Annotated in this window: 23 protein-coding genes and 1 pseudogene; 11 read left to right on the forward strand and 13 right to left on the reverse strand. The window is 63.1% G+C overall.

Going from position 1 to position 25,811, the window contains the following annotated elements; genetic code table 11:
* The 3 genes and pseudogenes from CK227_RS28030 to CK227_RS28040 all read right to left on the reverse strand — a co-directional run.
* Positions 1 to 281 (reverse strand): annotated as a pseudogene (locus tag CK227_RS28030) (glutamine--fructose-6-phosphate aminotransferase); the annotation flags it as partial.
* A 200-nt stretch (positions 282 to 481) separates the two neighbouring features.
* Positions 482 to 1,858 carry a bifunctional UDP-N-acetylglucosamine diphosphorylase/glucosamine-1-phosphate N-acetyltransferase GlmU gene (gene glmU / locus CK227_RS28035; protein ID WP_095772752.1) on the reverse strand — a complete coding sequence of 459 codons (1,377 nt, stop codon included), beginning with the start codon at positions 1,856 to 1,858 and terminating at the stop codon, positions 482 to 484.
* Positions 1,859 to 2,016: 158 nt separating this feature from the next.
* A complete protein-coding gene (locus CK227_RS28040) occupies positions 2,017 to 2,763 on the reverse strand; it encodes a cytochrome c biogenesis CcdA family protein (protein ID WP_095772753.1) in 747 nt (248 codons plus the stop codon).
* Between the two features lie 178 nt (positions 2,764 to 2,941).
* On the opposite strand from CK227_RS28040, the gene CK227_RS28045 reads away from it, so the two are divergent.
* From CK227_RS28045 to CK227_RS28085, 9 genes are all read left to right on the forward strand, one after another.
* Entirely contained in the window at positions 2,942 to 3,319 is a 378-nt protein-coding gene (locus CK227_RS28045) for a hypothetical protein (RefSeq protein ID WP_095772754.1), read from the forward strand.
* A gap of 368 nt (positions 3,320 to 3,687) precedes the next feature.
* The gene (gene topA, locus CK227_RS28050) at positions 3,688 to 6,312 is read left to right on the forward strand and encodes a type I DNA topoisomerase (RefSeq protein WP_095772755.1); all 2,625 of its coding nucleotides are present in this window, start codon (positions 3,688 to 3,690) and stop codon (positions 6,310 to 6,312) included.
* Between the two features lie 6 nt (positions 6,313 to 6,318).
* Positions 6,319 to 8,625: a ribonuclease R gene (gene rnr / locus CK227_RS28055; protein ID WP_095772756.1), complete on the forward strand. Its 2,307-nt coding sequence runs from the start codon at positions 6,319 to 6,321 to the stop codon at positions 8,623 to 8,625.
* Positions 8,625 to 9,077, forward strand: a complete 453-nt coding sequence (locus tag CK227_RS28060; protein ID WP_095773079.1) for a DUF983 domain-containing protein — start codon at positions 8,625 to 8,627, stop codon at positions 9,075 to 9,077. Before rnr ends, CK227_RS28060 begins: the two co-directional genes overlap by 1 nt.
* 73 nt (positions 9,078 to 9,150) lie before the next feature.
* Positions 9,151 to 9,891, forward strand: coding sequence for an NUDIX hydrolase (locus CK227_RS28065; RefSeq protein WP_095772757.1), 741 nt, complete (start codon positions 9,151 to 9,153; stop codon positions 9,889 to 9,891).
* A gap of 78 nt (positions 9,892 to 9,969) precedes the next feature.
* Positions 9,970 to 11,148 (forward strand): MFS transporter, encoded by a 1,179-nt coding sequence (locus CK227_RS28070; RefSeq protein ID WP_095772758.1) that lies wholly within the window; start codon positions 9,970 to 9,972, stop codon positions 11,146 to 11,148.
* A 112-nt stretch (positions 11,149 to 11,260) separates the two neighbouring features.
* The gene (locus tag CK227_RS28075) at positions 11,261 to 11,719 is read left to right on the forward strand and encodes a hypothetical protein (RefSeq protein ID WP_095772759.1); all 459 of its coding nucleotides are present in this window, start codon (positions 11,261 to 11,263) and stop codon (positions 11,717 to 11,719) included.
* Between the two features lie 152 nt (positions 11,720 to 11,871).
* Positions 11,872 to 12,039, forward strand: coding sequence for a 50S ribosomal protein L33 (gene rpmG, locus CK227_RS28080; RefSeq protein ID WP_006201775.1), 168 nt, complete (start codon positions 11,872 to 11,874; stop codon positions 12,037 to 12,039).
* Positions 12,040 to 12,272: 233 nt separating this feature from the next.
* The gene (locus tag CK227_RS28085) at positions 12,273 to 12,473 is read left to right on the forward strand and encodes a hypothetical protein (RefSeq protein ID WP_095772760.1); all 201 of its coding nucleotides are present in this window, start codon (positions 12,273 to 12,275) and stop codon (positions 12,471 to 12,473) included.
* Positions 12,474 to 12,632: 159 nt separating this feature from the next.
* Here CK227_RS28085 and ugpC read toward each other — a convergent pair whose 3' ends face one another.
* The 9 genes from ugpC to CK227_RS28135 all read right to left on the reverse strand — a co-directional run bounded on the left by ugpC (position 12,633) and on the right by CK227_RS28135 (position 22,835).
* Positions 12,633 to 13,700, reverse strand: coding sequence for a sn-glycerol-3-phosphate ABC transporter ATP-binding protein UgpC (gene ugpC, locus CK227_RS28090; RefSeq protein WP_095772761.1), 1,068 nt, complete (start codon positions 13,698 to 13,700; stop codon positions 12,633 to 12,635).
* 4 nt (positions 13,701 to 13,704) lie between these two features.
* Entirely contained in the window at positions 13,705 to 14,553 is an 849-nt protein-coding gene (locus tag CK227_RS28095; RefSeq protein ID WP_095772762.1) for a carbohydrate ABC transporter permease, read from the reverse strand.
* Positions 14,553 to 15,476, reverse strand: a complete 924-nt coding sequence (locus CK227_RS28100) for a sugar ABC transporter permease (protein ID WP_095772763.1) — start codon at positions 15,474 to 15,476, stop codon at positions 14,553 to 14,555. The genes CK227_RS28095 and CK227_RS28100 overlap by 1 nt, the downstream gene beginning before the upstream one ends.
* 223 nt (positions 15,477 to 15,699) lie before the next feature.
* Complete coding sequence (locus CK227_RS28105; RefSeq protein ID WP_095773080.1) at positions 15,700 to 16,977, reverse strand: sugar ABC transporter substrate-binding protein; 1,278 nt, start codon at positions 16,975 to 16,977, stop codon at positions 15,700 to 15,702.
* 29 nt (positions 16,978 to 17,006) lie between these two features.
* Positions 17,007 to 18,194 (reverse strand): PLP-dependent transferase, encoded by a 1,188-nt coding sequence (locus CK227_RS28110; protein WP_095772764.1) that lies wholly within the window; start codon positions 18,192 to 18,194, stop codon positions 17,007 to 17,009.
* Positions 18,191 to 18,925 carry a FadR/GntR family transcriptional regulator gene (locus tag CK227_RS28115; RefSeq protein WP_095772765.1) on the reverse strand — a complete coding sequence of 245 codons (735 nt, stop codon included), beginning with the start codon at positions 18,923 to 18,925 and terminating at the stop codon, positions 18,191 to 18,193. The genes CK227_RS28110 and CK227_RS28115 overlap by 4 nt, the downstream gene beginning before the upstream one ends.
* Before the next feature lie 161 nt (positions 18,926 to 19,086).
* The gene (locus tag CK227_RS28120) at positions 19,087 to 20,553 is read right to left on the reverse strand and encodes an FAD-dependent monooxygenase (RefSeq protein ID WP_095772766.1); all 1,467 of its coding nucleotides are present in this window, start codon (positions 20,551 to 20,553) and stop codon (positions 19,087 to 19,089) included.
* 503 nt (positions 20,554 to 21,056) lie between these two features.
* The gene (locus CK227_RS28130; protein ID WP_095772767.1) at positions 21,057 to 22,430 is read right to left on the reverse strand and encodes a PleD family two-component system response regulator; all 1,374 of its coding nucleotides are present in this window, start codon (positions 22,428 to 22,430) and stop codon (positions 21,057 to 21,059) included.
* Between the two features lie 33 nt (positions 22,431 to 22,463).
* Entirely contained in the window at positions 22,464 to 22,835 is a 372-nt protein-coding gene (locus CK227_RS28135) for a response regulator (RefSeq protein WP_006334976.1), read from the reverse strand.
* A gap of 247 nt (positions 22,836 to 23,082) precedes the next feature.
* Between CK227_RS28135 and CK227_RS28140 the strand changes: the two genes are divergently transcribed.
* Both CK227_RS28140 and CK227_RS28145 read left to right on the forward strand, forming a co-directional pair.
* Positions 23,083 to 23,382 (forward strand): DUF3572 domain-containing protein, encoded by a 300-nt coding sequence (locus CK227_RS28140; RefSeq protein ID WP_032930433.1) that lies wholly within the window; start codon positions 23,083 to 23,085, stop codon positions 23,380 to 23,382.
* A complete protein-coding gene (locus CK227_RS28145; protein WP_095772768.1) occupies positions 23,379 to 24,032 on the forward strand; it encodes a hypothetical protein in 654 nt (217 codons plus the stop codon). Before CK227_RS28140 ends, CK227_RS28145 begins: the two co-directional genes overlap by 4 nt.
* A gap of 68 nt (positions 24,033 to 24,100) precedes the next feature.
* Here the strand turns inward: CK227_RS28145 and CK227_RS28150 are convergent, their stop codons facing one another.
* Positions 24,101 to 25,681 (reverse strand): hypothetical protein, encoded by a 1,581-nt coding sequence (locus CK227_RS28150; protein WP_095772769.1) that lies wholly within the window; start codon positions 25,679 to 25,681, stop codon positions 24,101 to 24,103.
* Positions 25,682 to 25,811: the final 130 nt, after the last annotated feature.

Consider the following 25,811-nt stretch of genomic DNA (forward strand, 5'->3'; position numbering starts at 1 on the left):
GCGACGCCGTCGGAAAAATGCGGATGCGCGTTGGTCTCGTTGGGCACGCCATGGGTGGCCCAGCGTGTGTGGCCGATGCCGATCGTGCCGTCGAGCGGCTCGTCCTTGAGCCGGCGTTCGAGGTTGACCAGCTTGCCTTCGGCGCGGCGGCGGGCGAGCTCGCCATGCTCGATGGTGGCGACGCCGGCCGAGTCATAGCCGCGATATTCCAGCCGCTTCAGTGCATCGACAATGAGCGGCGCAACCTGCGAGTGGCCGACGATTCCAACGATACCGCACATGCAGATAGCCCCCGATTCCCCATGGAAAACCAGCGATACTTAGGGATGGCCGGCCCGCCGCGAAAGTCACATTGCATTTCGCCCGGTGTAACGGACGGTTGTGCACCCATGCACCATGACAGACCGCTGTTGCAATCCGGTTACTGCAATTGGTCGGTTTTTCGATTGCTTCAGCGGGAAGTAAACCCGCTGGCTGACCGCTAGTGATCGGCGCCAGCCGCCTTCTTCTTCGCCGCCGCGGCCGAGGCAAAGCGCTCGCGCAATTCCTTGCCCTTGCCGGGGATCGTCTTCTGGCGGGCGCGGCCGAAGGCCAGCGCGTCGTCGGGCACGCTTTCGGTGATGACGCTGCCCGAGGCAATGTAGCCGCCCTTGCCGATCGATACGGGCGCCACGAGCGAGGAGTTCGAGCCGACGAAGGCGCCCTCGCCGATATCGGTGAAGAATTTCGAATAGCCGTCATAATTGCAGGTGATGGTGCCGGCGCCGATATTGGCCCCCGCGCCGACACGAGCATCGCCGATATAGGTCAAATGGTTGACCTTGGCGCCCTCCTCGATAACAGCCTGCTTGACCTCGCAGAAATTGCCGACCTTTGCCTTGTTCCGAAGATCGGCCCCCGGCCGCAACCGCGCGAACGGCCCGACATCGCAATTCGCGGCAATGGTCGCGCCTTCAATATGGCTGAAGGCATGGATCTTGGCGCCGCCGGCGATCTTCACGCCCGGGCCGAACCAGACATTCGGCTCGACGATGGTGTCGGCGCCGACCTCGGTGTCGTGCGAGAAATACACGGTCTCCGGCGCGATCAGCGTCACGCCCGACAGCATCGCCTCCTGGCGGCGGCGTGCCTGCCAGATGCCTTCGGCCTGGGCCAGTTCGGCGCGGTTGTTGATGCCGAGCGCATTCTCGAAGCTGGCCTCGGTGGCGACGACATCAAGGCCCTGCGCACCCGCGATCTCGACGATGTCGGTGAGATAATATTCGCCCTTGGCGTTCTTGTTGCCGACCGCGTCGAGCAGCTTCAGCGCATGGGCGCCGGCCACCGCCATCATGCCGGCATTGCAGAAACCGATCTTCTTTTCCGCCTCGGAACAGTCCTTTTCCTCGCGGATGGCAATCAGCTTGCCGCCTTTCTCGACCAGCCGGCCGTAGCCGTTTGGGTTGGGTGTTCGGAAGCCGATCACCGCGACGGCCGCGCCTTCGGCGAGTTTCAGCCGCGCCAGGTTCAGAGCTTCCGCATCGATCAGCGGCGTGTCACCGAACATCACCAGGATGTCGTCATAGCCCCTTGATATCGCATCACGGGCGGCAAGAACAGCATGCGCCGTACCCAGGCGTTTTTCCTGCACGAAGGTCTCGGCCTTGGGCGAGAACTTCGCCACCGCCTTGCGCATCTCGTCCGCCCCATGGCCGATGACGATCGCATCGCTGCTGGCGCCGGCGGCATCGGCCGCCTTGACCACATGGGCGACCATCGGCAGGCCTGCGATCTGGTGCAGCACCTTCGGCAGCGCGCTCTTCATGCGCGTGCCTTCGCCGGCGGCGAGAATGACGGACAGGCAGGATCTCTGGCTCATGGATGGGCAACCGTGTGAAAAGGGTTGGGAATCAAGACAGGATAGCAGTGGCGCCATGCTGCACCAATGCGGTTAAATTCCGGTGAGATGGCGGAGCAGCTGACTCTTAATCAGCTACCCCACAGCTCGATCCTAACAGCAATAGCGGCAGTGGCGATCTACCCCAGCCGGCCCAGCACCGGGAAATTCTCCAGCAACCAGTAGGACACGGTCTGCACGCCGCCGGTGAGGAAAAACACGCCGGCGACCACCAGCAGCGCGCCGATCGCCTTTTCGACGCGGCCGAGATGGACGCGGAATTTGCCGAGGAAGCGCATGAAGGCGCCGGAAAACAGCGCCGCGATCAGGAAGGGGATGCCCAGCCCTAGCGAATAGGCGGCGAGCAGCAGCGCGCCCTCGCCTACGGTTTCGCGGCCGCCGGCCAGCGTCAGGATCGGCCCCAGCACCGGGCCGATACAGGGCGTCCAGCCGAAGGCGAAGGCGAGCCCCATGACATAGGCGGCGATAGCGTTGGCCGGCTTGCCTTGCGACTGGAAACGCGCCTCGCGCGACAGAAGCGGAATACGCAGTATGCCGAGAAAATTCAGGCCCATCAGGATGATCAGCACGCCGGCGCCCATCGCCAGCGGCTCCTGCCAGACGCGCAGCAACCGGCCGATGGTCGAGGCGCCGGCGCCGAGCGCGACGAACACCGTCGAGAAGCCGAGCACGAAGGCGATCGAGGAATAGAGCAGCGCGCCGCGCGTGCCTTCGCGGGCTGTCACGCCCGCATCGCCGCGAAAATCGTCGACCGACACGCCTGCCATGTAGCAGAGATAGGGCGGCACCAGCGGCAGCACGCAAGGCGACAGGAACGAGATGGCTCCCGCCCCGACGGCGCTGACATAGCCGATGTCCAATGCCATTCCAAAACTCCAACTGCTCCCGGCCGGATATAGCGACGGCCAGGCCTGTCTGCCAATCACCATTATGTGGAACGTCAGCGGCATACCGACATGGGGGACGAAAGCGGCGGCATGGGACGTTGATATCAAAGAGGCCGCGATTTCCCGCGCCTCTCCAATATCAGCCAGGGAGATTTCCATGAAAACCATGACCATAGGGCTGGCCGCGCTGCTTCTCAGCACCGCCGCATCCTTCGCCGCCGACGCGTGGAAGAAAGCCGAGGTCAACGGCACCAAGATCTACACCGACGCCAAGGGCATGACGCTCTATACCTATGACAAGGATGAGAAGGGCAAGACCAATTGCTACGACAAATGCGCCGCCAACTGGCCGGCGCTGAAGGCCGCGGCCGGCGCCAAGGCGGACGACGAATGGAGCGTCATCGACCGCACCGACGGCACCAAGATGTGGGCCTATGACGGCAAGCCGGTCTACACCTTCGTCAAGGACAAGAAGGCCGGCGATGTGAACGGTGACGGTGTCGCCGGCGTCTGGCACATGCTGAAAGCCGATTGATCCTCGATACAATCGCCCGCCTGACGGCGGGACAAGGCTGGTCGCCGGGCATCCTCCATGCGGGCCGGCGGCCAGCGTCAGGCGGCCTTTCCCCTCGTCGTCCCGGCATCGTACGCAAGCCGCCTTCGCCGCGACTCGGCGCAAAATGAATCGGGCCGTTCGCCCCGAGCAAGCGACGTCATCCCTCCCAGCCAAAATCTGTGATTTTCTCCATACACTCTAAGAGTGTATTGCTGCGAACAGCCCCGCAATTTGGGCGCTTCCCCTTGACCGGATGCAAAAGCGCGGCCATGTGAGCGGCAAATAGAACGAGATTTCGTCGCGCGCAGCGGAATTCTTCTGCCGCATCACAGCTGATATGAGACCTCATGGACGTCGTCGTCGTCGAATCGCCGGCCAAGGCGAAGACAATCAACAAATACCTCGGCAAGAACTACAAGGTTCTGGCCTCGTTCGGCCATGTCCGCGATTTGCCGGCCAAGGACGGCTCGGTGCGCCCGGATGAAGACTTCGCGATGTCCTGGGCGGTCGACACCGCCTCGGGCAAGCGGCTCGCCGACATCGCCAAGGCGGTCAAGGATGCCGACGGCCTGATCCTCGCCACCGACCCGGATCGCGAAGGCGAGGCCATTTCCTGGCATGTGCTGGAAGTTCTGAGGCAGAAGCGTGCGCTGAAGGACAAGCCGGTCAGCCGCGTCGTCTTCAACGCCATCACCAAATCGTCGGTGCTGGAGGCCATGGCCAATCCGCGCCAGATCGACGCGCCGCTGGTCGATGCCTATCTTGCCCGCCGGGCGCTGGACTATCTCGTCGGCTTCACGCTGTCGCCGGTGCTGTGGCGCAAATTGCCCGGCGCCCGCTCGGCCGGCCGCGTCCAGTCCGTGGCGCTGCGCCTGGTCTGCGACCGTGAATCCGAGATCGAACGCTTCATCCGCGAGGAATATTGGCAGATCGCCGCCATCCTCGGCACGCCACGCAACGAGACTTTCGAGGCGCGGCTGACCGCCTTCGAGCGCAAGAAGCTGCAAAAGCTCGACATTGCCAACAAGGCGCAGGCCGACGACATCAAGGCAATGCTCGAGGGCGCGACCTTCAAGGCATTGTCGGTGGAAGCCAAGCCGACCAAGCGTAATCCAGGCCCGCCCTTCACCACCTCGACGCTGCAGCAGGCCGCTTCATCGGGCCTCGGTTTCTCCGCCACCCGCACCATGCAGGTGGCGCAACGGCTCTATGAAGGCATGGAGATCGGCGGCGAGACCGCCGGCCTGATCACCTATATGCGAACCGACGGCGTTCAGATGGCGCCCGAGGCGATCGACGCTGCCCGTGAGGCCATCGCCAAGGAATTCGGCCCGAAATACCTGCCGGAAAAGCCGCGTTTCTACACGACCAAGGCCAAGAATGCCCAGGAAGCGCACGAAGCGATCCGCCCGACGGATTTCATGCGCACCCCGGCCTCGGTTCGGCAATATCTCGATTCCGACCAGATGCGGCTTTATGAGCTGATCTGGAAGCGCGCCATCGCCAGCCAGATGCAGCCGGCCGAGATCGAGCGCACCACCGTCGAGATAGAGGCGGTCAACGGCGCCCGCAGCGCCGAGCTTCGCGCGGTCGGTTCGGTCGTTCGCTTCGACGGCTTCATCGCCGCCTACACCGATCAGAAGGACGATGACGCGGAGGACGAGGAAAACCGCCGTCTGCCGGAAATCCGCGCCGGCGAGCAGCTTGCCCGCCAGGCAATCAACGCCACCCAGCACACGACCGAGCCGCCGCCGCGCTATTCCGAAGCCACGCTGATCAAGAAGCTGGAAGAGCTCGGCATCGGCCGGCCTTCGACCTATACGGCAATCCTGAAGACGCTTGAGGACCGCGACTATGTCACGATCGACAAGCGCCGGCTGGTGCCGCAGGCCAAGGGCCGTCTGTTGTCCGCTTTCCTCGAAAGCTTCTTCGAGCGCTATGTCGAATATGACTTCACCGCATCGCTGGAGGAAAAGCTCGACGAGATTTCCGACGGCAAGCTCGCCTGGAAGGACGTGCTGCGCGATTTCTGGAAGGATTTTTCGGGCGCGGTCGCCGACATCAAGGAGCTGCGTGTCACCGACGTCCTCGATGCGCTGAACGAGGAACTGGCGCCGCTGGTCTTCCCCGCGCGCGAAGACGGCTCCAACCCGCGCATCTGCCCGAAATGCGGCACCGGCAACCTCTCGCTGAAGCTCGGCAAGTTCGGCGCCTTTGTCGGCTGCTCGAACTATCCCGAATGTTCCTTCACCCGCCAGCTCGGCGACGCCGCCAATCCGAATGGCGAGAATGGCGGCGGCGAGGACGGCATCAAGGTGCTCGGCAAGGACCCCTACACGGCGGAGGAAATCACCCTGCGCTCGGGCCGCTTCGGTCCTTACCTCCAGCGCGGCGACGGCAAGGAAGCCAAGCGCTCGAGCCTGCCCAAGGGTTGGACGCCCGAGACCATCGACCATGAGAAAGCATTGGCGTTGCTGGCGCTGCCGCGCGATATCGGCAAGCATCCCGAGACGTCCAAGATGATCTCGGCCGGGCTCGGCCGCTACGGCCCGTTCGTGCTGCATGATGGCACCTACGCCAATCTCGACAGCATCGAGGATGTCTTCTCGATCGGCCTCAACCGCGCCGTCACGGTGATTGCCGAGAAGCAGTCGAAGGGCAAGGGCGGCCGCAATGGCGGCACGCCGGCGGCCCTGAAGGAGCTTGGCGACCATCCGGATGGCGGCGGCAAGATCGTCGTGCGCGACGGCAAATACGGGCCTTACGTCAATTTCGGCAAGGTCAATGCCACGCTGCCCAAGGGCAAGGATCCGCAATCGGTGACGATCGAGGATGCGCTGGCGCTGATCGCCGAGAAGGAAGCCAAGGGCGGCGGCGGCGGCAAGAAGCCGTTCCGCAAGGCTGCCGCGGCCAAAGCGCCGGCAGTCAAGAAGACCGCGGCCAAGAAGCCGGCCGCAAAGAAAAAAGGGTAGGACGGCGTGGCGCGCAGGATCACCGGACGGAGCCACGGCGATCCGCGCACCGCCGACACCCGGGCCAAGGTCAAGGACGACTACCGGCCCTCGCGCGACGAAATCCTGCGCTATATCGCCGAAAACCCCGACCGTGCCGGAAAGCGCGACATCGCCAAGGCCTTCGCGCTGCGTGGTGACGACCGCATCTGGCTGAAAGATATTTTGCGCGACCTGCAGGATGAAGGCGTGCTCACCAAGGAGCGCAAGCGGCTGGCCCGCGTCGGCGCCCTGCCCCATGTCGCCGTGCTCGACATTTTTGGCCGTGACGGCGACGGTATTTTGCTGGCGCATCCGGCGGAGTCCGTGGGCCCCGGGGAGCCACCTGTCGTCTCGATCCGCGTTTCGCGCAGCGGCAACGGTCCGGCGCCGGGCATTGGAGACCGCGTCCTGGCCAAGACCTTCCCGACCGATGATCCGTCAGGCCCCGCCTATACCGGCCGGGTGATGAAGATTTTTGAGAAACGTACAGATGCCGTCCTCGGCGTCTTCCGCGTGCTAAAGGACGGCACCTTCCGCATCGAGCCGGTGGAACGGCGCCAGCCGGAGTTGATCGTCGACAAGGAATTCCAGAACGGCGCCAAGAACGGCGACCTAGTCGAGGTCGAGCCGGCGCGGGCTTCCCGCTACGGGCTGCCGAGAGCCAAGGTGCTCAATGTGCTGGGCTCGCTGACCAGCGAAAAAGCGGTCTCGATGATCGCCATTCACGCCCACGACATCCCGCACATCTTTCCGGCCGATGTCATCGCCGAATCCGAAGCCGTCAAGCCGGCGACGCTTGACCGCCGCGAGGACTGGCGCGACCTGCCACTCGTCACCATCGATCCGGCCGACGCCAAGGACCATGATGACGCTGTGTTTGCGACGCCTGATCTCGACGAAAAGAACCCGGGCGGCGTGATCGCCACGGTGGCGATCGCCGATGTTGCCGCCTATGTCCGCTACGGCACGGCGCTGGACCGCGAAGCCTTGAAGCGCGGCAATTCGGTCTATTTTCCGGATCGCGTCGTGCCGATGCTGCCCGAGCGTATTTCCAATGATCTCTGCTCGCTGCGCGAGGGCCAGGATCGCCCGGCCCTCGCCGTGCGCATGACCTTCTCCGCCGATGGCCACAAGATCCGCCACTCTTTCCACCGCGTGATGATGAAATCGGCGGCGAAGCTCGCCTATCCGCAGGCACAGGCGGCTATCGACGGCGTACCCGACGACAAGACTGGTCCGATCCTCGACACGGTGCTCAAGCCGCTCTGGGATGCCTATGCGATCCTCAAGCGCGGTCGCGCCGGCCGCCAGCCGCTCGAACTCGACCTGCCGGAGCGCAAGATCATGCTCAAGCCGGATGGCACGGTCGACCGTGTCATCGTGCCGGAACGCCTCGATGCCCATAAGCTCATTGAAGAATTCATGATCCAGGCCAATGTCGCCGCCGCCGAGACGCTGGAGGCGAAGAAGCAGGCGCTGGTCTACCGCGTGCACGACGCGCCGTCGCTCGCCAAACAGGAATCGCTGCGCGAATTCCTGCAGACGCTCGGCCTGTCGCTGGCGCGCGGCGCGCAGATGCGACCCAGCCAGTTCAACGGCATTCTCGAGCGCGTGCGCGGCGCCGACAATGAGGCACTGGTCAACGAAGTGGTGCTGCGCTCGCAGAGCCAGGCTGAATATTCGCCCGGGAATATCGGCCATTTCGGCCTCAACCTCAGGCGCTACGCGCATTTCACCTCGCCCATCCGCCGCTATGCCGATTTGATCGTGCATCGCGGGCTTATTGCCGCACTCGGCCTCGGTCAGGGAGGACTGACGCAGGACGAAGCAGCCCGGCTCGAAAACGTTGCGATCCTGATCTCCGGGACGGAACGGCGTGCCATGGCGGCCGAGCGCGACACGGTCGACCGGCTGATTGCAGCCTATCTCGCCGAGCGCATCGACGACCGGTTCGACGCCCGAATCTCCGGCGTCACCAAATCAGGACTATTTGTCCAATTGCCGCAATATGGCGCCGATGGCTTCATCCCCGTGTCAACTCTGGGCGGCGATTACTATATCTACGACGAAACGGCTCGCTCGCTCTTCGGAGAACGCTCAGGCAAAGGCTACCAGCTCGCGGACCATGTCGAGGTCCGGCTCGTCGAGGTGGCACCGATGGCCGGCGCCATGCGCTTCGAGATGCTGACCGACCCGAAGCCCCTGCCAGGCTCTACCAGGTCGTTTCACAAGGCTAAGGGCCGCGCCCGTGCGTCGCAATCGCGACCGGGTTCGCGCGGCAGGAGACGATGATGCCAGAGGAATTAGGGATACAAGAACAGGTTTTCGGCGGCGAACATCACACGGGTCGGGTCGCCCGCCCCTTGTGGACGGCGATGAAGCGCGGCCTTTTGGGCCGCTGCCCGAACTGCGGCGAAGGCAAGCTGTTTCGCGGCTTCACCAAGACTGTCGAGACCTGCAGCGTCTGTGGCGAGGAAATCCATCACCATCGCGCCGACGACCTGCCGGCCTATCTGGTCATCGTCATCGTCGGCCACATCGTTCTCGGCGCCTTCATGGGCGTCGAAGCGGCATCGACGCTGTCCACCTGGCAGCACATCCTCATCTGGGTGCCGTTGACCATCATCTTGTCGGTTGCGCTGCTGCAGCCTGTCAAAGGCGCCGTCATCGGACTGCAATGGGCGTTCTATATGCACGGATTCGGTGGCGAAAAGGATGGGGCGGGCTCCCCCCACGGCGCCTGATGCGCCGCTGGCGCAACACGCCAATCGCTAAGGCCACTTTCGCATGCAAGAAGTTTCCGCTAGGTCCCTGCGCATGGAAGCAATGACCAAGGCGGATGTCGACAAGCTCGACAAGGGTCTTGCCGCACATGGCGGCCGGCCCCTGCGTCCGCGTGACGCCGCGACCCTGATTCTTCTCGACCGCGAGGGCGATGAGGTGCTGGTGCTGATGGGGCGCCGTCACGCCGGCCACGCCTTCATGCCCGGAAAATTCGTGTTTCCCGGTGGCCGTACCGACCCGGCCGACAGCCGCATCGCGACGGCCACGGCATTGCATCGCGACGAGGAAGCGAAGCTGCGTGCGGGTCCCGGCCGCACCAGTGCCGCGCGGGCCCGCGCTGTCGCTCTGTCGGCAATTCGCGAGACCTATGAGGAAGCCGGTCTGCTCATCGGCGAGAGGGCCGCCTTTGCCACCGACAAGCGTGACTGGCAAGGTTTTGTCGAACACGGCGTAAAGCCTTCGCTCGAAACGCTGCGCTTCATCGCGCGCGCCATCACTCCGCCCAACCGGGTGCGCCGCTTCGACACGCGTTTCTTCAGCGCCTGGCGCAGCGACGTCGCCGTTGAACTGCCGGGCGGCGGCCCGACCAATGAACTCGAGGAACTGGTCTGGCTGCCGCTTGCCAAGGCCAGGGAAGCCGACATACCCGACATCACCCGAATGATCTTGGACGAGCTGGAAAAACGCCTCGCCCAAGATCCGCTGCTGCGTCCGGGCGGCCCCGTGCCCTTCTACCGGCTTGTCCGCAACAGCTTCACCCGCGAACTTTTGTAGAGCAATTCCAGGAAGAGGGTGACGCGGTTTTCCGCCCGGAATTGCGCAAGATCAACGAGACAGAGTATTCAGCATCCCATGACGGTCGATACCCAACCACAGGGCGACGAACGCGTACACTGGCTGCCGATGGTGGCGGCGATCTCGTCGATCAGCGTCGTCGGCATCGCCATTGGCCTCGGCATGCCACTGCTCAGCGTCATCCTCGAAACGCGCGGCCACTCGGCTTCGATGATCGGCCTCAACACCGCGGTCGCCGGCCTGGCCTCGATCGCCGGTGCGCCGCTGGCGACGCCGCTCGCCATGCGCTTTGGCGTCGCCTGGACCATGATCGCCATGATCGCCACCGGCGCGCTGGCCTTCGTCGGCTTCCATTTCGCACCCAATTTCTGGATGTGGTTCCCGCTGCGCATCGTGCTGCATGTCGCGTTGACGGTGCTGTTCATCCTGTCGGAATTCTGGATCAGCACGTCGGCGCCGCCGCACCGGCGCGGCCTTGTCCTTGGCATCTACGCCACCGTCCTTTCGCTCGGGTTTGCCGCCGGCCCCTGGCTGTTCGCCCATCTCGGCAGCTCCGGCTTCAGGCCGTTCGGCGTAATCATTGGATTGGTGACGCTGGCCGCCGTACCGGTGCTGGCCGCGCGCAACGAAAGCCCCTCCATCGTGGCCGATGGCGAAACCAGCAATTTCTTGCGCTACGTCTGGCTGGTGCCGACCGCGACTTTTGCCGTGCTGGTGTTCGGCGCGGTCGAAACAGGCGGCTTCGCGCTGTTCCCGGTCTATGGCAACCGCATCGGCTATTCCGAAGCCGACGCCGCATTGCTGCTGACCATGATCGGGCTGGGCAATGTGCTCCTGCAGATTCCGATCGGCATGATCAGCGACCGCGTTTCGGACCGGCGCCATCTGCTGCTCGCCTGCGCCACGGTTGGCCTTGCCGGTACGCTGTTCATGCCCTTCTTTGCCGCGAACTGGCACTTGATGGCAGCGCTTCTGTTCGTCTGGGGCGGTGTCGTCGCGGCCATGTACACGATCGGCCTCGCCCATCTCGGTTCGCAGCTCTCCGGCCACGAACTGGCGTCGGCCAACGCGGCCTTCGTGCTGTGCTACGGCGTCGGCATGGTGCTTGGTCCGCAGGCGATCGGCATCGGCATGGACAGCTTCGGGCCTTCCGGCTTCGGCTGGTCGCTCGGCCTGTTCTTCGGCGCCTATATCGCCCTGGTCTGCTTCAGGCTGGTGCGCAAGATCCTTTTGTAGCGCGACCGGGACAGCGATTCTGTTCGCGTACGCGGCAGGCTGCTGACAGAACCATGTCAGCAGCAGCGCGGTAAAAGAGTGTCCCCAAACATCGGAAGTTGAGGACACTCCCATGATCGACAGCGGCTTTGAAACCACATCCCTGAGAATGACGCTTCTGCTGCTCGTGACCTTCCAGGTCCCGGCGGCGGATGTCGACCGCATCATGGACGCGGTGGTTGCGATCGCCCCGCTGGCGATGGGCAAATATGACCGCAACGCCTATCAGTCGGCGCACGGCATCGAGCGCTACAGGCCGCTTGAGGGGGCCGCAGCCGGCGCCGAGACCGAATTGCGCCGCCGCCCGGGCACGGTCGAGGTTTCCTTCGAATTGCCTGATGACCAGGCTTTGGCCAGCCGTGTCGTCGAGGCGATTTTCCACGCCCATTCCTACCAGGAGCCGGTGATCCGCATCCAGCCGATCCTCGCCAGCCGCTCCAAGGGGCTGGACGACCGTGCCAATCCGAATCGCTGGTGGAACACCACCGGGGACTGGAAAAAGATTGCGGCGCCGGAGACAGAAACCGCATGATTTGAGGCCATGGGCAGTTCCAGTGAGGCGGAGAAGCTCCGCCGGGCTTGACTTTCCAGGCACGTTCTTTATGTGTCACGCCAAGTTTCCCGCGTCCGGGTGTTTTCCCGTGCTCCAGCGGCCAAAACCCCACGAACAAACGGACTGATACCATGGCCAAAGCCGCAAACATCAAGATCAAGCTTCTGTCGACCGCCGACACTGGTTTCTTCTACGTGACCAGCAAGAACAGCCGTACCAAGACCGACAAGCTGTCGTTCCGCAAGTACGACCCGGTCGCCAAGAAGCACGTCGAATTCAAGGAAACCAAGATCAAGTAATCTGGTTTTGCCCTTGCAAACAAAAACGCCGCCCATCGGGCGGCGTTTTTGTTTCTAAGTCATTGTTTTCGTTAAGACAGGCGATGGACGGCATAGCGGCCAGCATAACGCGTCGGGTAGCCAATATGGCTAAACCACGAGCCGCTATTCCTTAAATTGCCGATTTTTCTATTAGCAATCTCTAAACTAAGTGGGAGGACGATGCGGCGTTGGGTTGGCTAGTGGGTGTTGCGATGCAAAGCGACTTTGCAGCGGCGCGCGAGCTGTTGGAATGCGCACAAAACCGCCTGTGCGGCGAGGATGAAACAAGCCAAAGCATACGGGCCAGGCTGGATGTAATGATCGAAGAAATAGCGGCTGCGGAATTTCAGAAGTCGCCGCTGACGATCGTGCCTTTCCCGAAAAGCCGGCCGCCGAGGTTGCCCAACAAATAGCCCGCACGGTGCGGGCCTTGCGGCACGAAAGACCCGCTTCTCCTTTCGAAGCGAGGGAGCCTCCCAAATCTGGTGAAGCGGAGTACCTCCCTGGCAATTGCGGCGCAGCGCCTGCTGAGGCTGCGAGTTGGGTTCCCTCGGCCCCGCCCGAAATCTCTTTCAGCCGATGCGATCGCCGCTTTTCGGATCGAACAGATGCAGCGCCGCAGGATCGGCCGCCAGCCGCACGGTGTCGCCGGGCCTCACGCCGGCCCGCCCCATGGCAAAGACGCAGAGCTGCTGGTTGGCCAGTTTGACGTAGAACTGCGTCGAAAGCCCCAGCGGCTCCACCACCACCACCTCGCCCTGCAGCGCGCCGTCATCGGCCAGCCTTATATGTTCAGGCCGCAGGCCGATGGTGATCGCGTCGCCGTCCTTCAGCGGCAAGCCATCCGGCAGCCGCAGCTTCTGGCCATCGGAAAGCACCGCGTCCACCTTTCCGGCCTTCTCCACGGTTGCCGGCAGGAAATTCATGCCCGGTGAGCCGATGAAGCCGGCAACGAACATGTTGGCCGGCCGGTCATAGAGATCGAGCGGCGCACCAACCTGCTGGATCAGCCCGTCATGCATGACGACGATCCGGTCGGCCATGGTCATCGCTTCGATCTGGTCGTGGGTGACATAGACCGAGGTGGTCTTCAACTGCTGGTGCAGCGCCTTGATCTCGGCACGCATATGCACGCGCAGCTTGGCGTCGAGGTTGGACAGCGGCTCGTCGAAGAGAAAAACCTTGGGATCGCGCACGATGGCGCGGCCCATGGCGACGCGCTGGCGTTGGCCGCCCGACAATTGCCGTGGCAAGCGTTGCAGGAATGTGTCGAGCCCGAGCCGCTTGGCCGCGCCATCCACCCTTGCATCGATCATGGACTTCTGCGCCTTCTTCAGGAGCAGGCTGAAGCCCATGTTCTTCGACACGTCCATGTGCGGGTAGAGCGCGTAAGACTGGAACACCATGGCGATGTCGCGGTCCTTGGGCGCCACATCATTGACCAGCCGCTCGCCGATACGGATCTCGCCGCCTGAAGCCTCCTCCAGTCCGGCGATCATGCGCAAAAGCGTCGACTTGCCGCAGCCGGACGGCCCGACCAGGACGACGAACTCGCCATCGGCGATTTCAAGATCGACCGCATGCAGGACGCGGACGGCGCCATAATCCTTGCGGACTTTTTCGAGCGTAACAGAGGCCATCGATCTATCCTTTGACGGCGCCGGCGGTCAGGCCGGTGACGAGATAGCGTTGCAGGAAGGCGAAGAAGATGCAGACCGGGATCAGCGCCAGGATGGACGCTGCCATCATCTGCCCCCAGTCGACGGCGAACTTGCCGATGAAGGTGAGCAAGCCGACGGCGAAAGTCTTCTGATCGTCGCTGGAGATCAGCATCAGGGCGAACAGAAGCTCGCTCCAGGCGGCGGTGAAGACGAAGCCGAGCGTCGCGCCCATGCCCGGCAGTGTCAGCGGCACGATCACCTTGCGCATCGCCTGCGCACGGGTGCAGCCGTCGATCATCGCTGCCTCCTCCAGATCCTTCGGGATGCCGTCGAAGAAGGACTGCATCAGGAAGGTGGCGAAAGCGGTGTTGAAGGCGGTGTAGATGATGATCAGCCCCGTCAGGCTGTTGATCAGGCCGATCTGCCCCATGACGCGGTAGATTGGCGGAATGACCATGACCAGCGGAAACGTCTGGGTCAAAAGCAGCATCAAGGCCAGCGCCGCCTTGCCGCGAAAGGTGAAGCGCGACATGGCGTAGCCGGCAAGCGTGGCGATGATCGTCACCAAGGCCGCCGTCGACACCGAGACGATGACGCTGTTGAGGAAGTAGCGCGGGAAATCGGTGGCCTCGAGCACGGTGACGAAGTTCTGCAGTGTCATGCGCGATGGCCAGAAGGTGATGCCTTCGGAATAGAGCAGCCGTTCCGGCGTCACCGAGATCTTCAGCGTCCAGTAGATGGGGAACAAGGCGAAAACCACATAGGCCGCGATCGCCGCGTAGAGGCCGACGCCGCCGAAGAACCGTTGTGAGGTTGAGCGTCCCGCGATCATCAGACGTGCCTCACCAGGGAGCGGCGTATGCCGATCAGCGCGATGGCATAGGCGATCAGCAACACAAGCAGCAGCACGGCCACCGCCGAGGCATAGCCCTTGTCCAGCGACTTGAAGGCGCTGACATAGATGTAGACCGGTACCGTGTTGGTCGAGCCGGCCGGTCCGCCCTCGGTCATGACGAAGATCAGGTCGGCGAAGGTGGCGATCCAGATGGTGCGCAGCATCACCGTGATGGCAATCGTCGGCGCCAGGAACGGCAGCGTCACCTTGGTGAAGCGCTGCCAGGGCGAAGCGCCGTCGATCGCCGCAGCCTCGTGCAGTTCCGACGGAATGGACTTCAGCGCCGCCAGCAGCGTGATGGCGAAGAACGGAATGCCGAACCAGACATTGGCGACGATCGGCCCCCACATCGCCGTGGCAGGATCGGAGAGCACATTGGTCGGTTCCGCCTTCAGCCCAAGCGCGAACAACCAGTGCGGCAGTGGCCCGATGATCGGATTGAACAGCCAGGCCCAGGTCAGGCCCGACAGGAAGGATGGCACCGCCCAGGGCAGGAACACCAGCGCCTGCACCGCCTTGCGGCCGCGGAACGGCTTGTCGAGCAGCAGCGCCAGGCCAAGGCCGAGGAAGAATTGGAAGAACAGGCTGGCAACCGTCCACCACAGCGTGTTGACCAGCGCCTGGCCCAGTACCTGGTCCGACAGCATCGCCTGATACTGGCCAAGCCCGACATATTCCGACTTGAACGCCGAGAATTTGCGGAAGGAGTAGCTGATGCCGATGACCAGCGGCACCAAAAGCACCACGACCAGCAGGATGATCGCCGGGCTGAGATAGAGCCAGGGCTCGATGGCGGCGTGCGACAGCCGCTTTCGTCGCGGCTTGCTGGCGGATCGGATTTCGGACACGGCGTAGGTCATCGATTTGGCTCTACGGTGGGCAGTGGGTGCCGGAAGGCAAAACAGCGTCCTCACCCGTTCGACGGGGAGAAGATGCAGGTCAACCCTCCGAAGCTGCGGCGCAGCTGCTGCGGAGGACGGGCAGGCAGATGAGGGCGGCGCTGGCTTCTCAAAACTTGGCGCCGCCCCTCATCCGTCACTTCGTGACACCTTCTCCCCGTGAACGGGGAGAAGGGAAGAAAGACTACTTCTTGTTCTTCGCCAGCCAGTCCTGCTGTTCCTTGGTCAGGAAAGCGGCCCACTGGTCGGCGACGTCCTTGGCGGTCTTCTGGCCAAGCAGCACTTCCTGGAAGTTCTTGATCGCCACCTGGTCGACGAAATTGCCGAGGTTTTCCAGATGCGTCGGCGGCGTCACCATTTCATATTTGGAGGTGTCGCTGAGCTCCGTGAACCAGCCCTTGAACTGCTCGGTCTTGAAATGCGGATCCTGGTCGGCGCCGTTGTGGATCGGCACCACGCCGACTTCCTTCGCCCATTCGAGATTGTCCTTGGGCGAGAGCAGCGTCGCCATCAGCTTCCAGGCATCGTCCTTGTGCTGCGAGTTGGCGAACATCGCCCAGCCGGCATAGCCGAGCGTCGGATAGGACTTGCCGCTCGGACCGACTGGCAGCGGCGCCACGGCGAAGTCGTCGGCGCTCATCTTGTCGGCGATGCCGAGCAGCGCGTCCGGATCCTGGTTGAGCATGGCGCAGGTGCCGGAATAGAAGCCGGTGACGGTTTCGTTGAAGCCCCAGCTCACCGCATCCTTCGGCGCCAAGCCGTCCTTGTACATGTCGGCCAGCATCTGCAGGCCCTTGACCGAGCCCTCCTCGTTGATGGTCGAGGTGCCGTCCTCGTTGAAGTATCCGCCCTTGCCCTGGGCGATGTTCATGAACATGTGCATGCCGTTGAAGGCGCCGGGTCCGCCGCGCAGGCAGTAGCCGTATTTGCCCGGAATGGCGGAGATCTTCTTGGAGTCGGCGACGAACTCGTCGAGCGTCGCCGGCGGGCCGTCGAGGCCGGCCTGCTTGAACAGCTTCTTGTTCCAGAACAGCGCATTCACATAGTAGCCGTAGGGGATCATGAACTGGGTGTTGTTGACGGTCGAGCCGAACTGCTTGGCGCGCTCGCCGAGCGTCTTGGCGTCATCCCATTTGGCCATGTAGGGACCGAGATCCTCGAGCTGGGCATTGTTGGCATAGAGGCCCATCCAGCGTTCCGGCATCTCGACCACGTCGGGCGTGTCGCCGGCCTGCACCATGGTCAGGAACTTTTCGAAGGCCTGGCCCCAGGGCAGCGAGATCAGCTCGACCTTGACGCCCGGATTGGCGGCCTCGAACTCGGCGATCTGCTTTTTCAGGAATTCGGTGCGCGGCGGGCTGGTGATGACTTCGACCATCTTCAGGGTCGAATCAGCCAGCGCGCTCCCGGCGGAAATTGCCAGCCCCGCAACGGTGGCAAGCATGACGGTCAGTTTTTTCATGTTCAAGACTCCCATTTTGAACCCGCTTGTTATTTTCTGGCTTTTTCGAAGGCCTGGGCGACGTCGGCCCAGAGGTCTTCGACACTTTCCAATCCGACATTGAAGCGGATGGTTCGGGGGCTGACGCCGAAGCGCGCCATCGAATTCAGTCCCGGCGTCTGCTCCAGCGACGCCTTGGCCGGCACGACCAGGCTTTCATGCCCGCCCCAGCTGACGCCGATGCGGAAATACTTCAGCGCGTCGACGAAGACCGGGATGTCGATATCGTCCGTGACCTCGAAGGAGAACAGGCCGGCATAGCCGGCCAGCGTCGCCTTGCCGGGATGGTTCGAATAGGCTGGATGGTTGACGCGCTCGACATGGGCATGCGCCTTCAGCCGTTCGGCGATGGTGAGGCCGCTCTTCATGTGGTGCGGCAGGCGCAGCGGCAGCGTGCGCAGGCCGCGCAGCAGCAGCCAGGCCTCGAATGGCGACAGCTTGCCGCCTAGATAAGAATAGGTCTGCTCGTTGATATGCCTGATATGGGCGGCCGAGCCCGCCACCACGCCGGCGACTGTGTCGCTGTGGCCGCCGAGATATTTCGAGGCCGAATGCAAAACCAGGTCGACGCCATGCGAGATCGGCTTCTGGAACACCGGCGTTGCCCAGGAATTGTCGATCGTGGTGACCATGCCCTGCTCTTTCGCCAGCCGGGTCAAATGCGCGATGTCCTGGAGTTCGAACATCATCGAGGTCGGGCTTTCCAGGTAGAGCAGCTTGGCGCCGGGAAGTGCCGCCGCGACCGCATCCGGATCGGAGCCGTCAACATAGTCGACCTTGATGTTGAGCCGCGGCAACAACCGTTCGAACAGCCGGTAGGCATCGCCATAGCAGTTGCGCACCGCGACAATGCGCTCGCCCGCCCCGACGAAGGCAAGCACGGTGGCGCTGATCGCCGCCATGCCGCTGGAAAAGCCGCGCGCGGCCTCGGCGCCCTCGAGCGCGGCGACGCGCGCTTCGAACTCCATCACGGTCGGATTGTCGCCGCGCGAATAGATCGGCTGTTTTCGTTTGCCGGCAAATGTATCGGCCATTTCGGCATAGCTGGCGAAAGTGAACAGCGAGGTCTGATAGATCGGCGGCACCACCGCGCCGCCGGGGAACGGCTCGTCATGCGCCAGAAGCGTTGCCGCCTCGGCAAGATAATCGTGATCGAAACCGGTCGGATGCTCGTTCATGTCTGGCTCGAAAGTTTGAGTTTGGCGGCACCGCGCTTGAGATCGTCCTCGACGGTGGCGATCAGCTTGAGCGCCTCGGCACGGGCGCCTTGCGGGTCGCGTGCGGCAATGCATTCGTAGATGGTGCGGTGATAGGGAAAGCTGGCGTGGCCGAAATCGCGCACGCCCAGAGGATGCTCCCAGAAGCGATGGAACAGCTCGTGCATGGCGGCGATGATCTGCTCGAACAGCGGATTGCCGGAGACCCGGTAGATCGCCTGGTGGAACTCCCAGTCCTCTTCCGACGACATGCCGTCGCGGGTGCGGAAGGCCTGCTCCATGATGTCGAGCTTGCGCATGATTTCGGCAATGTCCGCGGGGCTGGCGCGTTCGGCGCAAAGGGCCGCCGCCTCCGCTTCCAGCGCGCGGCGAATTTCAAGCGTATGCATCAGGCTGGTGAAGTCGTTGCCGCCTGCCAGCGTCAGCGGCATGTGCAGCATGTCGGGCGAAACAGCCGCCTTGAGATAGGTGCCGCTGCCTTGCCGGCGCTCGACCAGGCCAAGCCCCTCCCACCGCGTCAGCGCCTCGCGCACCGTGTTGCGGCTGACCTTCAGCCGCTCGGCCAGGATGCGTTCGGTTGGAAGCCGGTCGCCCGGCTGCAAGGCTTCGGCGCGAACAAAACCCACCAACGCCTTCAGCACGGCGTCATCGCGCGCCGTCGTCTGAATGGGTGGCAGGCTGTTCTGGTCCACAAATCCTCCCGACTTCAAGTGGTCCAATGGTCCAACCAATTTCTGCACAGATGAAACCTCCTGTCAACTGATTGTCAGGAGGACTGTCGGCTTCTGCCTTGTCGCAAGCTGCCACGCGATGCGGCTTCAGGGCATCGCGTGGACCCGACTCCATCTATGCGCTAGCCGGCGGGCGGTCCGAACCAGGTGGTCAGCGCCTCAGCCATCCCCTGTTGGGTTCCGACCCCAACCCAGGCGACATAGCCATCGGGCCGGATCAGCACGGCGGCCGGTGCGGCCACCGTCCCGAGAACCGGCAGATCCCAGGGGCCGTCATATCCAGCCTCCATCTGCCGGACGTGATCCGCCCAGGGCGCAATGTCCAGTCCGCCTGGCTCAGCGAGGTTGAGAAGCACCGGTTGGGCGTCATGCAGCAGACTGAAGACCCGCACCGGACCGTTGGCGGTGGCCAGGTCGAGGTCGGGCATCCGCCGCCCAAGCAGTGGATGTCCCTCGCCGAGATCGTAATGTACACCCAGACCGGACATCTCCCCCGCGATCCGTTTGCGCGGCTCATCCATGCCAAGCAGTTCGGTAAAGATGTCGTTCAACGCCTTGGTGCTGGCATCCATACGGCGAAGCGCAACCTGTGCCTTCGCGTTGCGCAGCACGCGAGCGGCGATCGGATGACGCTCGGCGTGATAACTGTCGAGAAGGCTTTCCGGTGAGGTCCGCTTGACCACCTGGGCCAGCTTCCACCCCAGATTGACCGCGTCCTGCACGCCGATGTTGAGGCCCTGCCCGCCCATCGGCGGGTGGATGTGCGCGGCGTCGCCGGCCAGCAGGACACGTCTGTCCCGGTAGGCGGCGGCCTGCCGTGTCATGTCGGTAAAGCGCGAGATCCAGGTCGGACTGTGGATCCCGTAATCGGTGCCATAGACTGCAGCAAGCGCCTCACGGAGATCTTGCAGCGTCGGTTCGCCGCCGATGGTCAATTGTCTCTCGGTCAGAACGACACCCAGCCGGTCGCTGTCTTCGATCTTGCCTATCGCATGAATTCCGTAGGCGTCGCTGCGAAAGCCCAGTGCCGGCTCACTGGACATTTCGACCTCGGCGATCATCCAGCTTATCGTCGGATCCCAGCCGGGGAACTCGATACCCGCCGCCTTGCGGATCGTGCTGCGCCCGCCGTCGCAGCCAACGAGGTATTGTGCCCGCAACCGTTGGCCTCCGGACAGCTCCACGTCGACGCCGCCATCATCCTGCGCGAAACCGGTGACGTCCTGTCCGCGATAGATCGGCACCCCCAACTCGTCGATCCAGTCGGCCAATATCCGTTCGATATGGTTTTGCCGCAGCGCCAGCAGGTAGTTGTGCCGGCTGGGAAAATCGCTGATATCCAAACGGATCATGTGGAAGCCGACGGTCGGGAAGCTTTGCCCTTGCGAGAGAAACCGGTCGGCAATTCCACGCTGATCGAGAACTTCGATGGTGCGCGCGTGCAGGCCGCCCGCGCGCAACCCGACCAGCTGCTGGGTCGGGCGCCGCTCGACAATGGCAACGTCGATGCCCGCCAAAGCCAGCTCCCCCGCCAGCATCAATCCTGTCGGACCGCCCCCGGCGATCGCCACCGCATGCTCCGAAATCATTAATCGCTACTCCCGTTTTCGCGCCTGATCGCGTGGTTTTTACGGGAGGGGCCGGGTCTTGCCGCAAGCCCTTTGTGCGCCATATGTATGAAATGGAAGGGGTACTTTCCCGCGCTCGGCCGGCCGACAGCCGTGGATCGAGGACGGGGGCCCGGATTGCTCACAGCCAAAAAAATCAGAGAACGTCGTGCCTTGGCACGAAGTTCTGATGTTCTGTTGAAGGAAGGGGGCCGGTCGGCGTTTGGCAGCGGTACGAGGAGGCCACTATGTGCCAGCGCCGGCCGGCCGACCCCACGGACCCAGGAGATGCGGCGGACCTGAGCATCATGGGGTATTTCAGGGATCGAGCCGGTTGTCTACCCTCGTGCCGGCTTCGTCTTGGCCTTCACATTTGCGCAAGAGCTTATGAAAATCAACAATTTCTTAACCAAGGCTCGCGAATCGCTTGGATTAAGGTAAATAGCTAACCTTATTGGATTGACCGTGGAATCGGTCGCGGGCGCCTACGCCGCCTTGGCTACGACGCGGTTGCGGCCGCCGCTCTTGGCTTCATAGAGCGCGAGATCCGCGCGCTTCATCAGTGCCGCCACCGTGTCCACGCCCTTCAGCACCGACGACACGCCGACGCTGACGGTGACCTCGATCGTCTTGCCGTCGGCGCCAATGGCGAACGGCTTCTGGGCGATTTCGGCGCGGATGCGTTCGGCCACTTTCTCTGCCACGGCGCCATCGGTGTCCGGCATCACCACGACGAACTCCTCGCCGCCGAACCGGCAGGCAAGGTCGATACCCCTGACATTCTTGCGCAGCCGCCGCGCGAATTCCCGCAGCACCTCGTCGCCGCCATCATGCCCATACGCATCATTGATCGACTTGAAACGGTCGAGATCGGTGATCATCACCGACAGCGGCCGGCGCCGCGCCACGGCGCGGTCGAACAGCGTCTGCAGATGGCTGTCGAGATAGCGGCGGTTGTGCAGCCCGGTCAGGCCGTCGGTCACCGCCATCTCGATGGTCTGGGTGACACTGGCGCGCAATTGGTCGTTGTAGCGCTTGCGGCGCACCTGGGTGCGCAACCGCGCCGTCAGCTCCTGCTGGTCAATCGGTCGCATCAGATAATCGTTGATGCCCAGCTCGAGGCCGCGGATGATACGCTCCTCCTCGCCCTCCTCGGCCAAAAGGATGATCGGCACGAAACGGGTGCGGTCGAGCGAGCGCAATTGCGAGCAGAGCCGCAACGGATCGAAATCGGTGAAGGCCGTGGAGATCATCACGCATTCATAGGACGTCTCGGCGGCTTGAAAGAACCCGGCATGCGGGTCGCCGATGACATCGAGTTCGGCGCGGTCGCGCAGCATTTTCTGGATGCGCTCGACAGACGATTTGCGCTCGTCGATCAACAGCACCTTCGGCGTCGTGTCCTCGGACGCGAAATTGCGGCTGAGCAGTTCCTCGATGCCGATGTTGCGCGTCGTCGAGGCCCGCAGCCTGAGCTCGTCGGTGAGAGACTTCAACCGGACCAGGCTCTTGACGCGCGTCATCAGCTGCAGGTCGTTGACCGGCTTGGTCAGGAAATCGTCGGCGCCGGCCTCGAGCCCGCGCACGCGGTCGGAAACCTGGTCGAGCGCGGTGATCATCACCACCGGGATGTGCGACGTCGCGGGATCGCTCTTCAGCCGGCGGCAGACCTCGAACCCGTCCATGTCGGGCATCATCACGTCGAGCAGCACGACATCGACCTTGCCGTTCTCGCAGGTCTCGATGGCGTCAGGCCCGTTGGTGGCGGTCAGCACCTCGAAATATTCGGCCAGCAGCCGGACCTCCAGCAGCCTCACATTGGCAGGGATGTCGTCGACGACGAGGATCCGCGCGGTCATTTCACAAGGCTCCGGCTCGGCTGGAAAGGGACATCAGGCATCGCCCAGGTAAGATTTGATGGTTTCGATGAAACGCGGCACCGAGATCGGCTTCGAAATATAGGCCTCGCAGCCGCCCTGGCGGATGCGCTCCTCGTCGCCTTTCATGGCGAAGGCGGTCACGGCGATGACCGGGATGACGTGCAGATCGTCATCTTCCTTCAGCCATTTGGTCACTTCCAGCCCCGACACTTCGGGCAGCTGGATGTCCATCAGGATGAGATCCGGCCTGTGCTGACGTGCCAGGTCGAGCGCCTCCAGACCATTGCGGGTGCGCACTGTCTCGTAACCGCTCGCTTCGATGAGGTCCCGAAAGAGCTTCATGTTGAGCTCATTGTCCTCGACGATCATGACCTTCTTAGGCATCGACATCCCGTCCCGGCCGTCCTTCCGCTCGAAGGTGGCCGTCATGCGCTCCCGGTTGAACGCACCAAACCCTGCTTCACTATACGGCAATATAATTGACGAAACGGAAACCTCCGGGCTGCAAAGCAGCGCGAATTCCACCTCGCCTCGCTGCGCGTCCAAACGGCGCGCGGCGCTGTAAAGGCTTGCCGCAAGCAACTCTTGCCATTACTGCGGAAGAGACTCATTCCACGTACCGAAGGTAGTGATGGCAAACGCGGCGTCAATGCGCGAAGAGGCGGAAACCATTGCCGTGAAGGCGTTGGGCTTCGTCGCCTCTGATCCGGAGCTGTTGCCGCGCTTTCTGGCGATCACCGGAATAGAGGCGCATTCGATCCGCAAGGCCGCAGGCGAGCCCGGCTTTTTGGCCGGCGTGCTGCAGTTCATACTTGCCCATGAGCCGACCCTGATGCGCTTTGCCGAGGAAACCGGCACGCCGCCGGCCGCCGTCGGCAAGGCGTTGCGCGCACTGCCGCTCGGCGACGACAACCATGAGCGGTCCATATGAGCGATGATCCCGAGACCGCGCGCCAGATCGAGGAACTGTCAGCGGACGACCGGCCGCTGCTGGTGCTCGACGTCGACGATGTCGTGCTCGAATTCATCCGCCCCTTCCCGCATTTCTTGAAGTCGCGCGGCTATGGGCTGACGCTGGCGTCCTTCCGGCTGACCGGCAACATTGCCGAAACGGCCAGCGGCCGGCTGATCGAACAGCCGGAAGTCACGGCACTTCTGGGTGATTTCTTTGACGCGCAGGCCGATTGGCAAAGCATAACCGACGGCGCCGCGGAATCCTTGGCAAGGCTTGGCGACCGCGCGGAAATCATAATGCTCACGGCCATGCCGCACCGGCATCGTGCCGTGCGCCGCGCGCATCTCGATGCCTTGGGTCTGAACTATCCGCTGCTGACCACCGAAATGGCCAAGGGACCGGCAGTGGCCAGGCTGCGCGGCAAGAGCGGCCGGCCGGTGGCCTTCGTCGACGATCAGCCGCACAATCTGGCGTCGGTGCGGGAATCGGTCACCGACGCCAATCTTTTCCACCTGATGGCGGACAATTCGCTGCGTGCGTTCCTGCCGCCCGTCCCGGACGATGTCATCGTCGTCCAGGACTGGCACGAAGCCGCGCCGAAGATCGTCGGCGCGCTGGGGCTCTAAAACGTTACACGCAATTCCCAAGGGAAAAACGCTGTGCGTTTTTCCTGGAATTGCTGGAAAGCCCAACCTCAAGGATTCAGCTTCGCGCCGGCCCCACCATTATCGCTGTCGCCACCATTGTCGCTGCCGCCACCATTGGCGCCATCGCCATTGTCGCCGCCGCTGCTGTCGTCCGCGCCGTCACCGTCGTCGACGCTGTCGTCCACCGCCGGATCGGCGGGCTTCAGCATGACGCCGTTGACGGTGACCGAGCCATCGGCCTTGGTGCTGACGGCCCATTCCAGCCGACCGTCCGGCAGCGTCTTGGCAAAGCCCTTGACCATGAGAGCGACAGGCACGTACTGCCCGACCTCCGGTTCCGCCTTTGCCGCTTCCTGCAGATGCGCCATGATCTTGTCGAAGCCGGCGACATCGACGGTGAGATTTGCGTCGGGTTTCTGGCCGAAGCTCGTCATCTCGCCTTCCAGCGCGATCTCCATGTCCTTGTTCTTCACAACGCTGTGGCTAATGACGACCTTCGGCGCCTTGGCCAGGAAGTCGGTCTTGAGCTGGTCGCCGAACTCGGCCGACAGCGGCGGATCCTGATTGAGATCAAAGGCTTCGATCGCCTTCTTCGCCATGGTGTCGAGATCGATATTGGCACCGCCGAAGTTCAGGTCGATATCGGTGGGCAGCAACGCCACGCTCCAGCTCGGCAAAAGCTGCTGCGGCACGGTCAGGCCCGACGCCTTGATGCCGTAGGTGACCTTGCCGCTCTGGGAAACGCCGTCGCTGCCGAACGCGGTGCTGAGCTGGGTTGCGCCGAAAGTGCCGATCGGGCTGTCGACCGCGAAATCCTTGAAGCCATAGGTGCCGTCGATGCGCTCCCACACCGGAAGCGCTGCGCGCAGAAGGGACTTGAGCTGCGCCTGGTTTGCCTTCAGCGTCTTCTCGTCCTCATTGGCCACGGCAAATGCCAGGAGGTCGAGCAGCGGCCTCGTCTGCACGCCCTTGCCGCTGGCTTCCACCGACAATTCCGGCGACTTGATGGTGACCGGAAAATTCAGCCCGTTCTCGGGATCGTCCAGTTTGATCGCCTCGGCGAAATTCGAAATCTTTTGCGACATTGTGAAATCGACGCCGCCATTGGCGGCCTTGGTGGCGGCGATGGTCGCGGTGCCGGCGCCAGTGCTGGCCTCCATCTGCTGCTTGGCATCCTTCGATGCCATCGTCATGCCGGCCAACGAGCTGGTGCCGCTGATGAATGCCGCCAGACTGGGATCATAGATGCCGGAACCCTTGCCGTCCTTGATCGAAAACTGGGTGCTCTGCAGCCCCTCGGGCCCGTTGAACTCGAAGGATCCGCTCTGCGAAAAATCCATCGAGACATCCCAGGTCCCGTCGCTGCGCGGCTTCACCAGCACGGCGTAGGGCGCGAAGTCGAGTTTCACCTTTCCCTGTGCGGGAACCGTCGCGGCAAGCGCCTTGAGATCGAACGCGACCTTGTAGGCGTCGCCTTCGACCGAAACCTTCAGAATGCCCTTGTCGAGCGCCTGTTTGCCGACATAGCGGGACAGGTCATCGGACAATTGCTTGGCACCCTTGCTGTCGACGGTCTGGCCGAAGGCGGGCGCGCTGAAGAGAAGCGCGGCAAAGGCAATTGGCAACATACGGTTCACGGGAAGTCTCCGTTGATCGAAAAGGCAAAAATCGTTTCGTGCTTCTGGTAGGGAAATACCATCACAACTGCAAGATGATGACAGTCAGGCTGTCAGCCAAAAGCAGGAGCCGGTTATCAGC

The sequence above is a fragment of the Mesorhizobium sp. WSM4308 genome, from assembly GCF_002294905.1.
In the GTDB taxonomy this organism is placed as follows: Bacteria; Pseudomonadota; Alphaproteobacteria; order Rhizobiales; family Rhizobiaceae; genus Mesorhizobium.

Excerpts from the sequence above, each read along its gene's own strand:
- glmU (WP_095772752.1), bottom strand. The coding sequence starts at position 1,858 with ATGAGCCAGAGATCCTGCCTGTCCGTCATTCTCGCCGCCGGCGAAGGC.
- CK227_RS28040 (WP_095772753.1), bottom strand. The coding sequence starts at position 2,763 with ATGGCATTGGACATCGGCTATGTCAGCGCCGTCGGGGCGGGAGCCATC.
- CK227_RS28045 (WP_095772754.1), top strand. The coding sequence starts at position 2,942 with ATGAAAACCATGACCATAGGGCTGGCCGCGCTGCTTCTCAGCACCGCC.
- topA (WP_095772755.1), top strand. The coding sequence starts at position 3,688 with ATGGACGTCGTCGTCGTCGAATCGCCGGCCAAGGCGAAGACAATCAAC.
- CK227_RS28060 (WP_095773079.1), top strand. The coding sequence starts at position 8,625 with ATGCCAGAGGAATTAGGGATACAAGAACAGGTTTTCGGCGGCGAACAT.
- CK227_RS28065 (WP_095772757.1), top strand. The coding sequence starts at position 9,151 with ATGGAAGCAATGACCAAGGCGGATGTCGACAAGCTCGACAAGGGTCTT.
- CK227_RS28070 (WP_095772758.1), top strand. The coding sequence starts at position 9,970 with ATGACGGTCGATACCCAACCACAGGGCGACGAACGCGTACACTGGCTG.
- CK227_RS28075 (WP_095772759.1), top strand. The coding sequence starts at position 11,261 with ATGATCGACAGCGGCTTTGAAACCACATCCCTGAGAATGACGCTTCTG.
- rpmG (WP_006201775.1), top strand. The coding sequence starts at position 11,872 with ATGGCCAAAGCCGCAAACATCAAGATCAAGCTTCTGTCGACCGCCGAC.
- CK227_RS28085 (WP_095772760.1), top strand. The coding sequence starts at position 12,273 with ATGCAAAGCGACTTTGCAGCGGCGCGCGAGCTGTTGGAATGCGCACAA.
- ugpC (WP_095772761.1), bottom strand. The coding sequence starts at position 13,700 with ATGGCCTCTGTTACGCTCGAAAAAGTCCGCAAGGATTATGGCGCCGTC.
- CK227_RS28095 (WP_095772762.1), bottom strand. The coding sequence starts at position 14,553 with ATGATCGCGGGACGCTCAACCTCACAACGGTTCTTCGGCGGCGTCGGC.
- CK227_RS28100 (WP_095772763.1), bottom strand. The coding sequence starts at position 15,476 with ATGACCTACGCCGTGTCCGAAATCCGATCCGCCAGCAAGCCGCGACGA.
- CK227_RS28105 (WP_095773080.1), bottom strand. The coding sequence starts at position 16,977 with ATGAAAAAACTGACCGTCATGCTTGCCACCGTTGCGGGGCTGGCAATT.
- CK227_RS28110 (WP_095772764.1), bottom strand. The coding sequence starts at position 18,194 with ATGAACGAGCATCCGACCGGTTTCGATCACGATTATCTTGCCGAGGCG.
- CK227_RS28120 (WP_095772766.1), bottom strand. The coding sequence starts at position 20,553 with ATGATTTCGGAGCATGCGGTGGCGATCGCCGGGGGCGGTCCGACAGGA.
- CK227_RS28130 (WP_095772767.1), bottom strand. The coding sequence starts at position 22,430 with ATGACCGCGCGGATCCTCGTCGTCGACGACATCCCTGCCAATGTGAGG.
- CK227_RS28135 (WP_006334976.1), bottom strand. The coding sequence starts at position 22,835 with ATGCCTAAGAAGGTCATGATCGTCGAGGACAATGAGCTCAACATGAAG.
- CK227_RS28140 (WP_032930433.1), top strand. The coding sequence starts at position 23,083 with ATGGCAAACGCGGCGTCAATGCGCGAAGAGGCGGAAACCATTGCCGTG.
- CK227_RS28145 (WP_095772768.1), top strand. The coding sequence starts at position 23,379 with ATGAGCGATGATCCCGAGACCGCGCGCCAGATCGAGGAACTGTCAGCG.
- CK227_RS28150 (WP_095772769.1), bottom strand. The coding sequence starts at position 25,681 with ATGTTGCCAATTGCCTTTGCCGCGCTTCTCTTCAGCGCGCCCGCCTTC.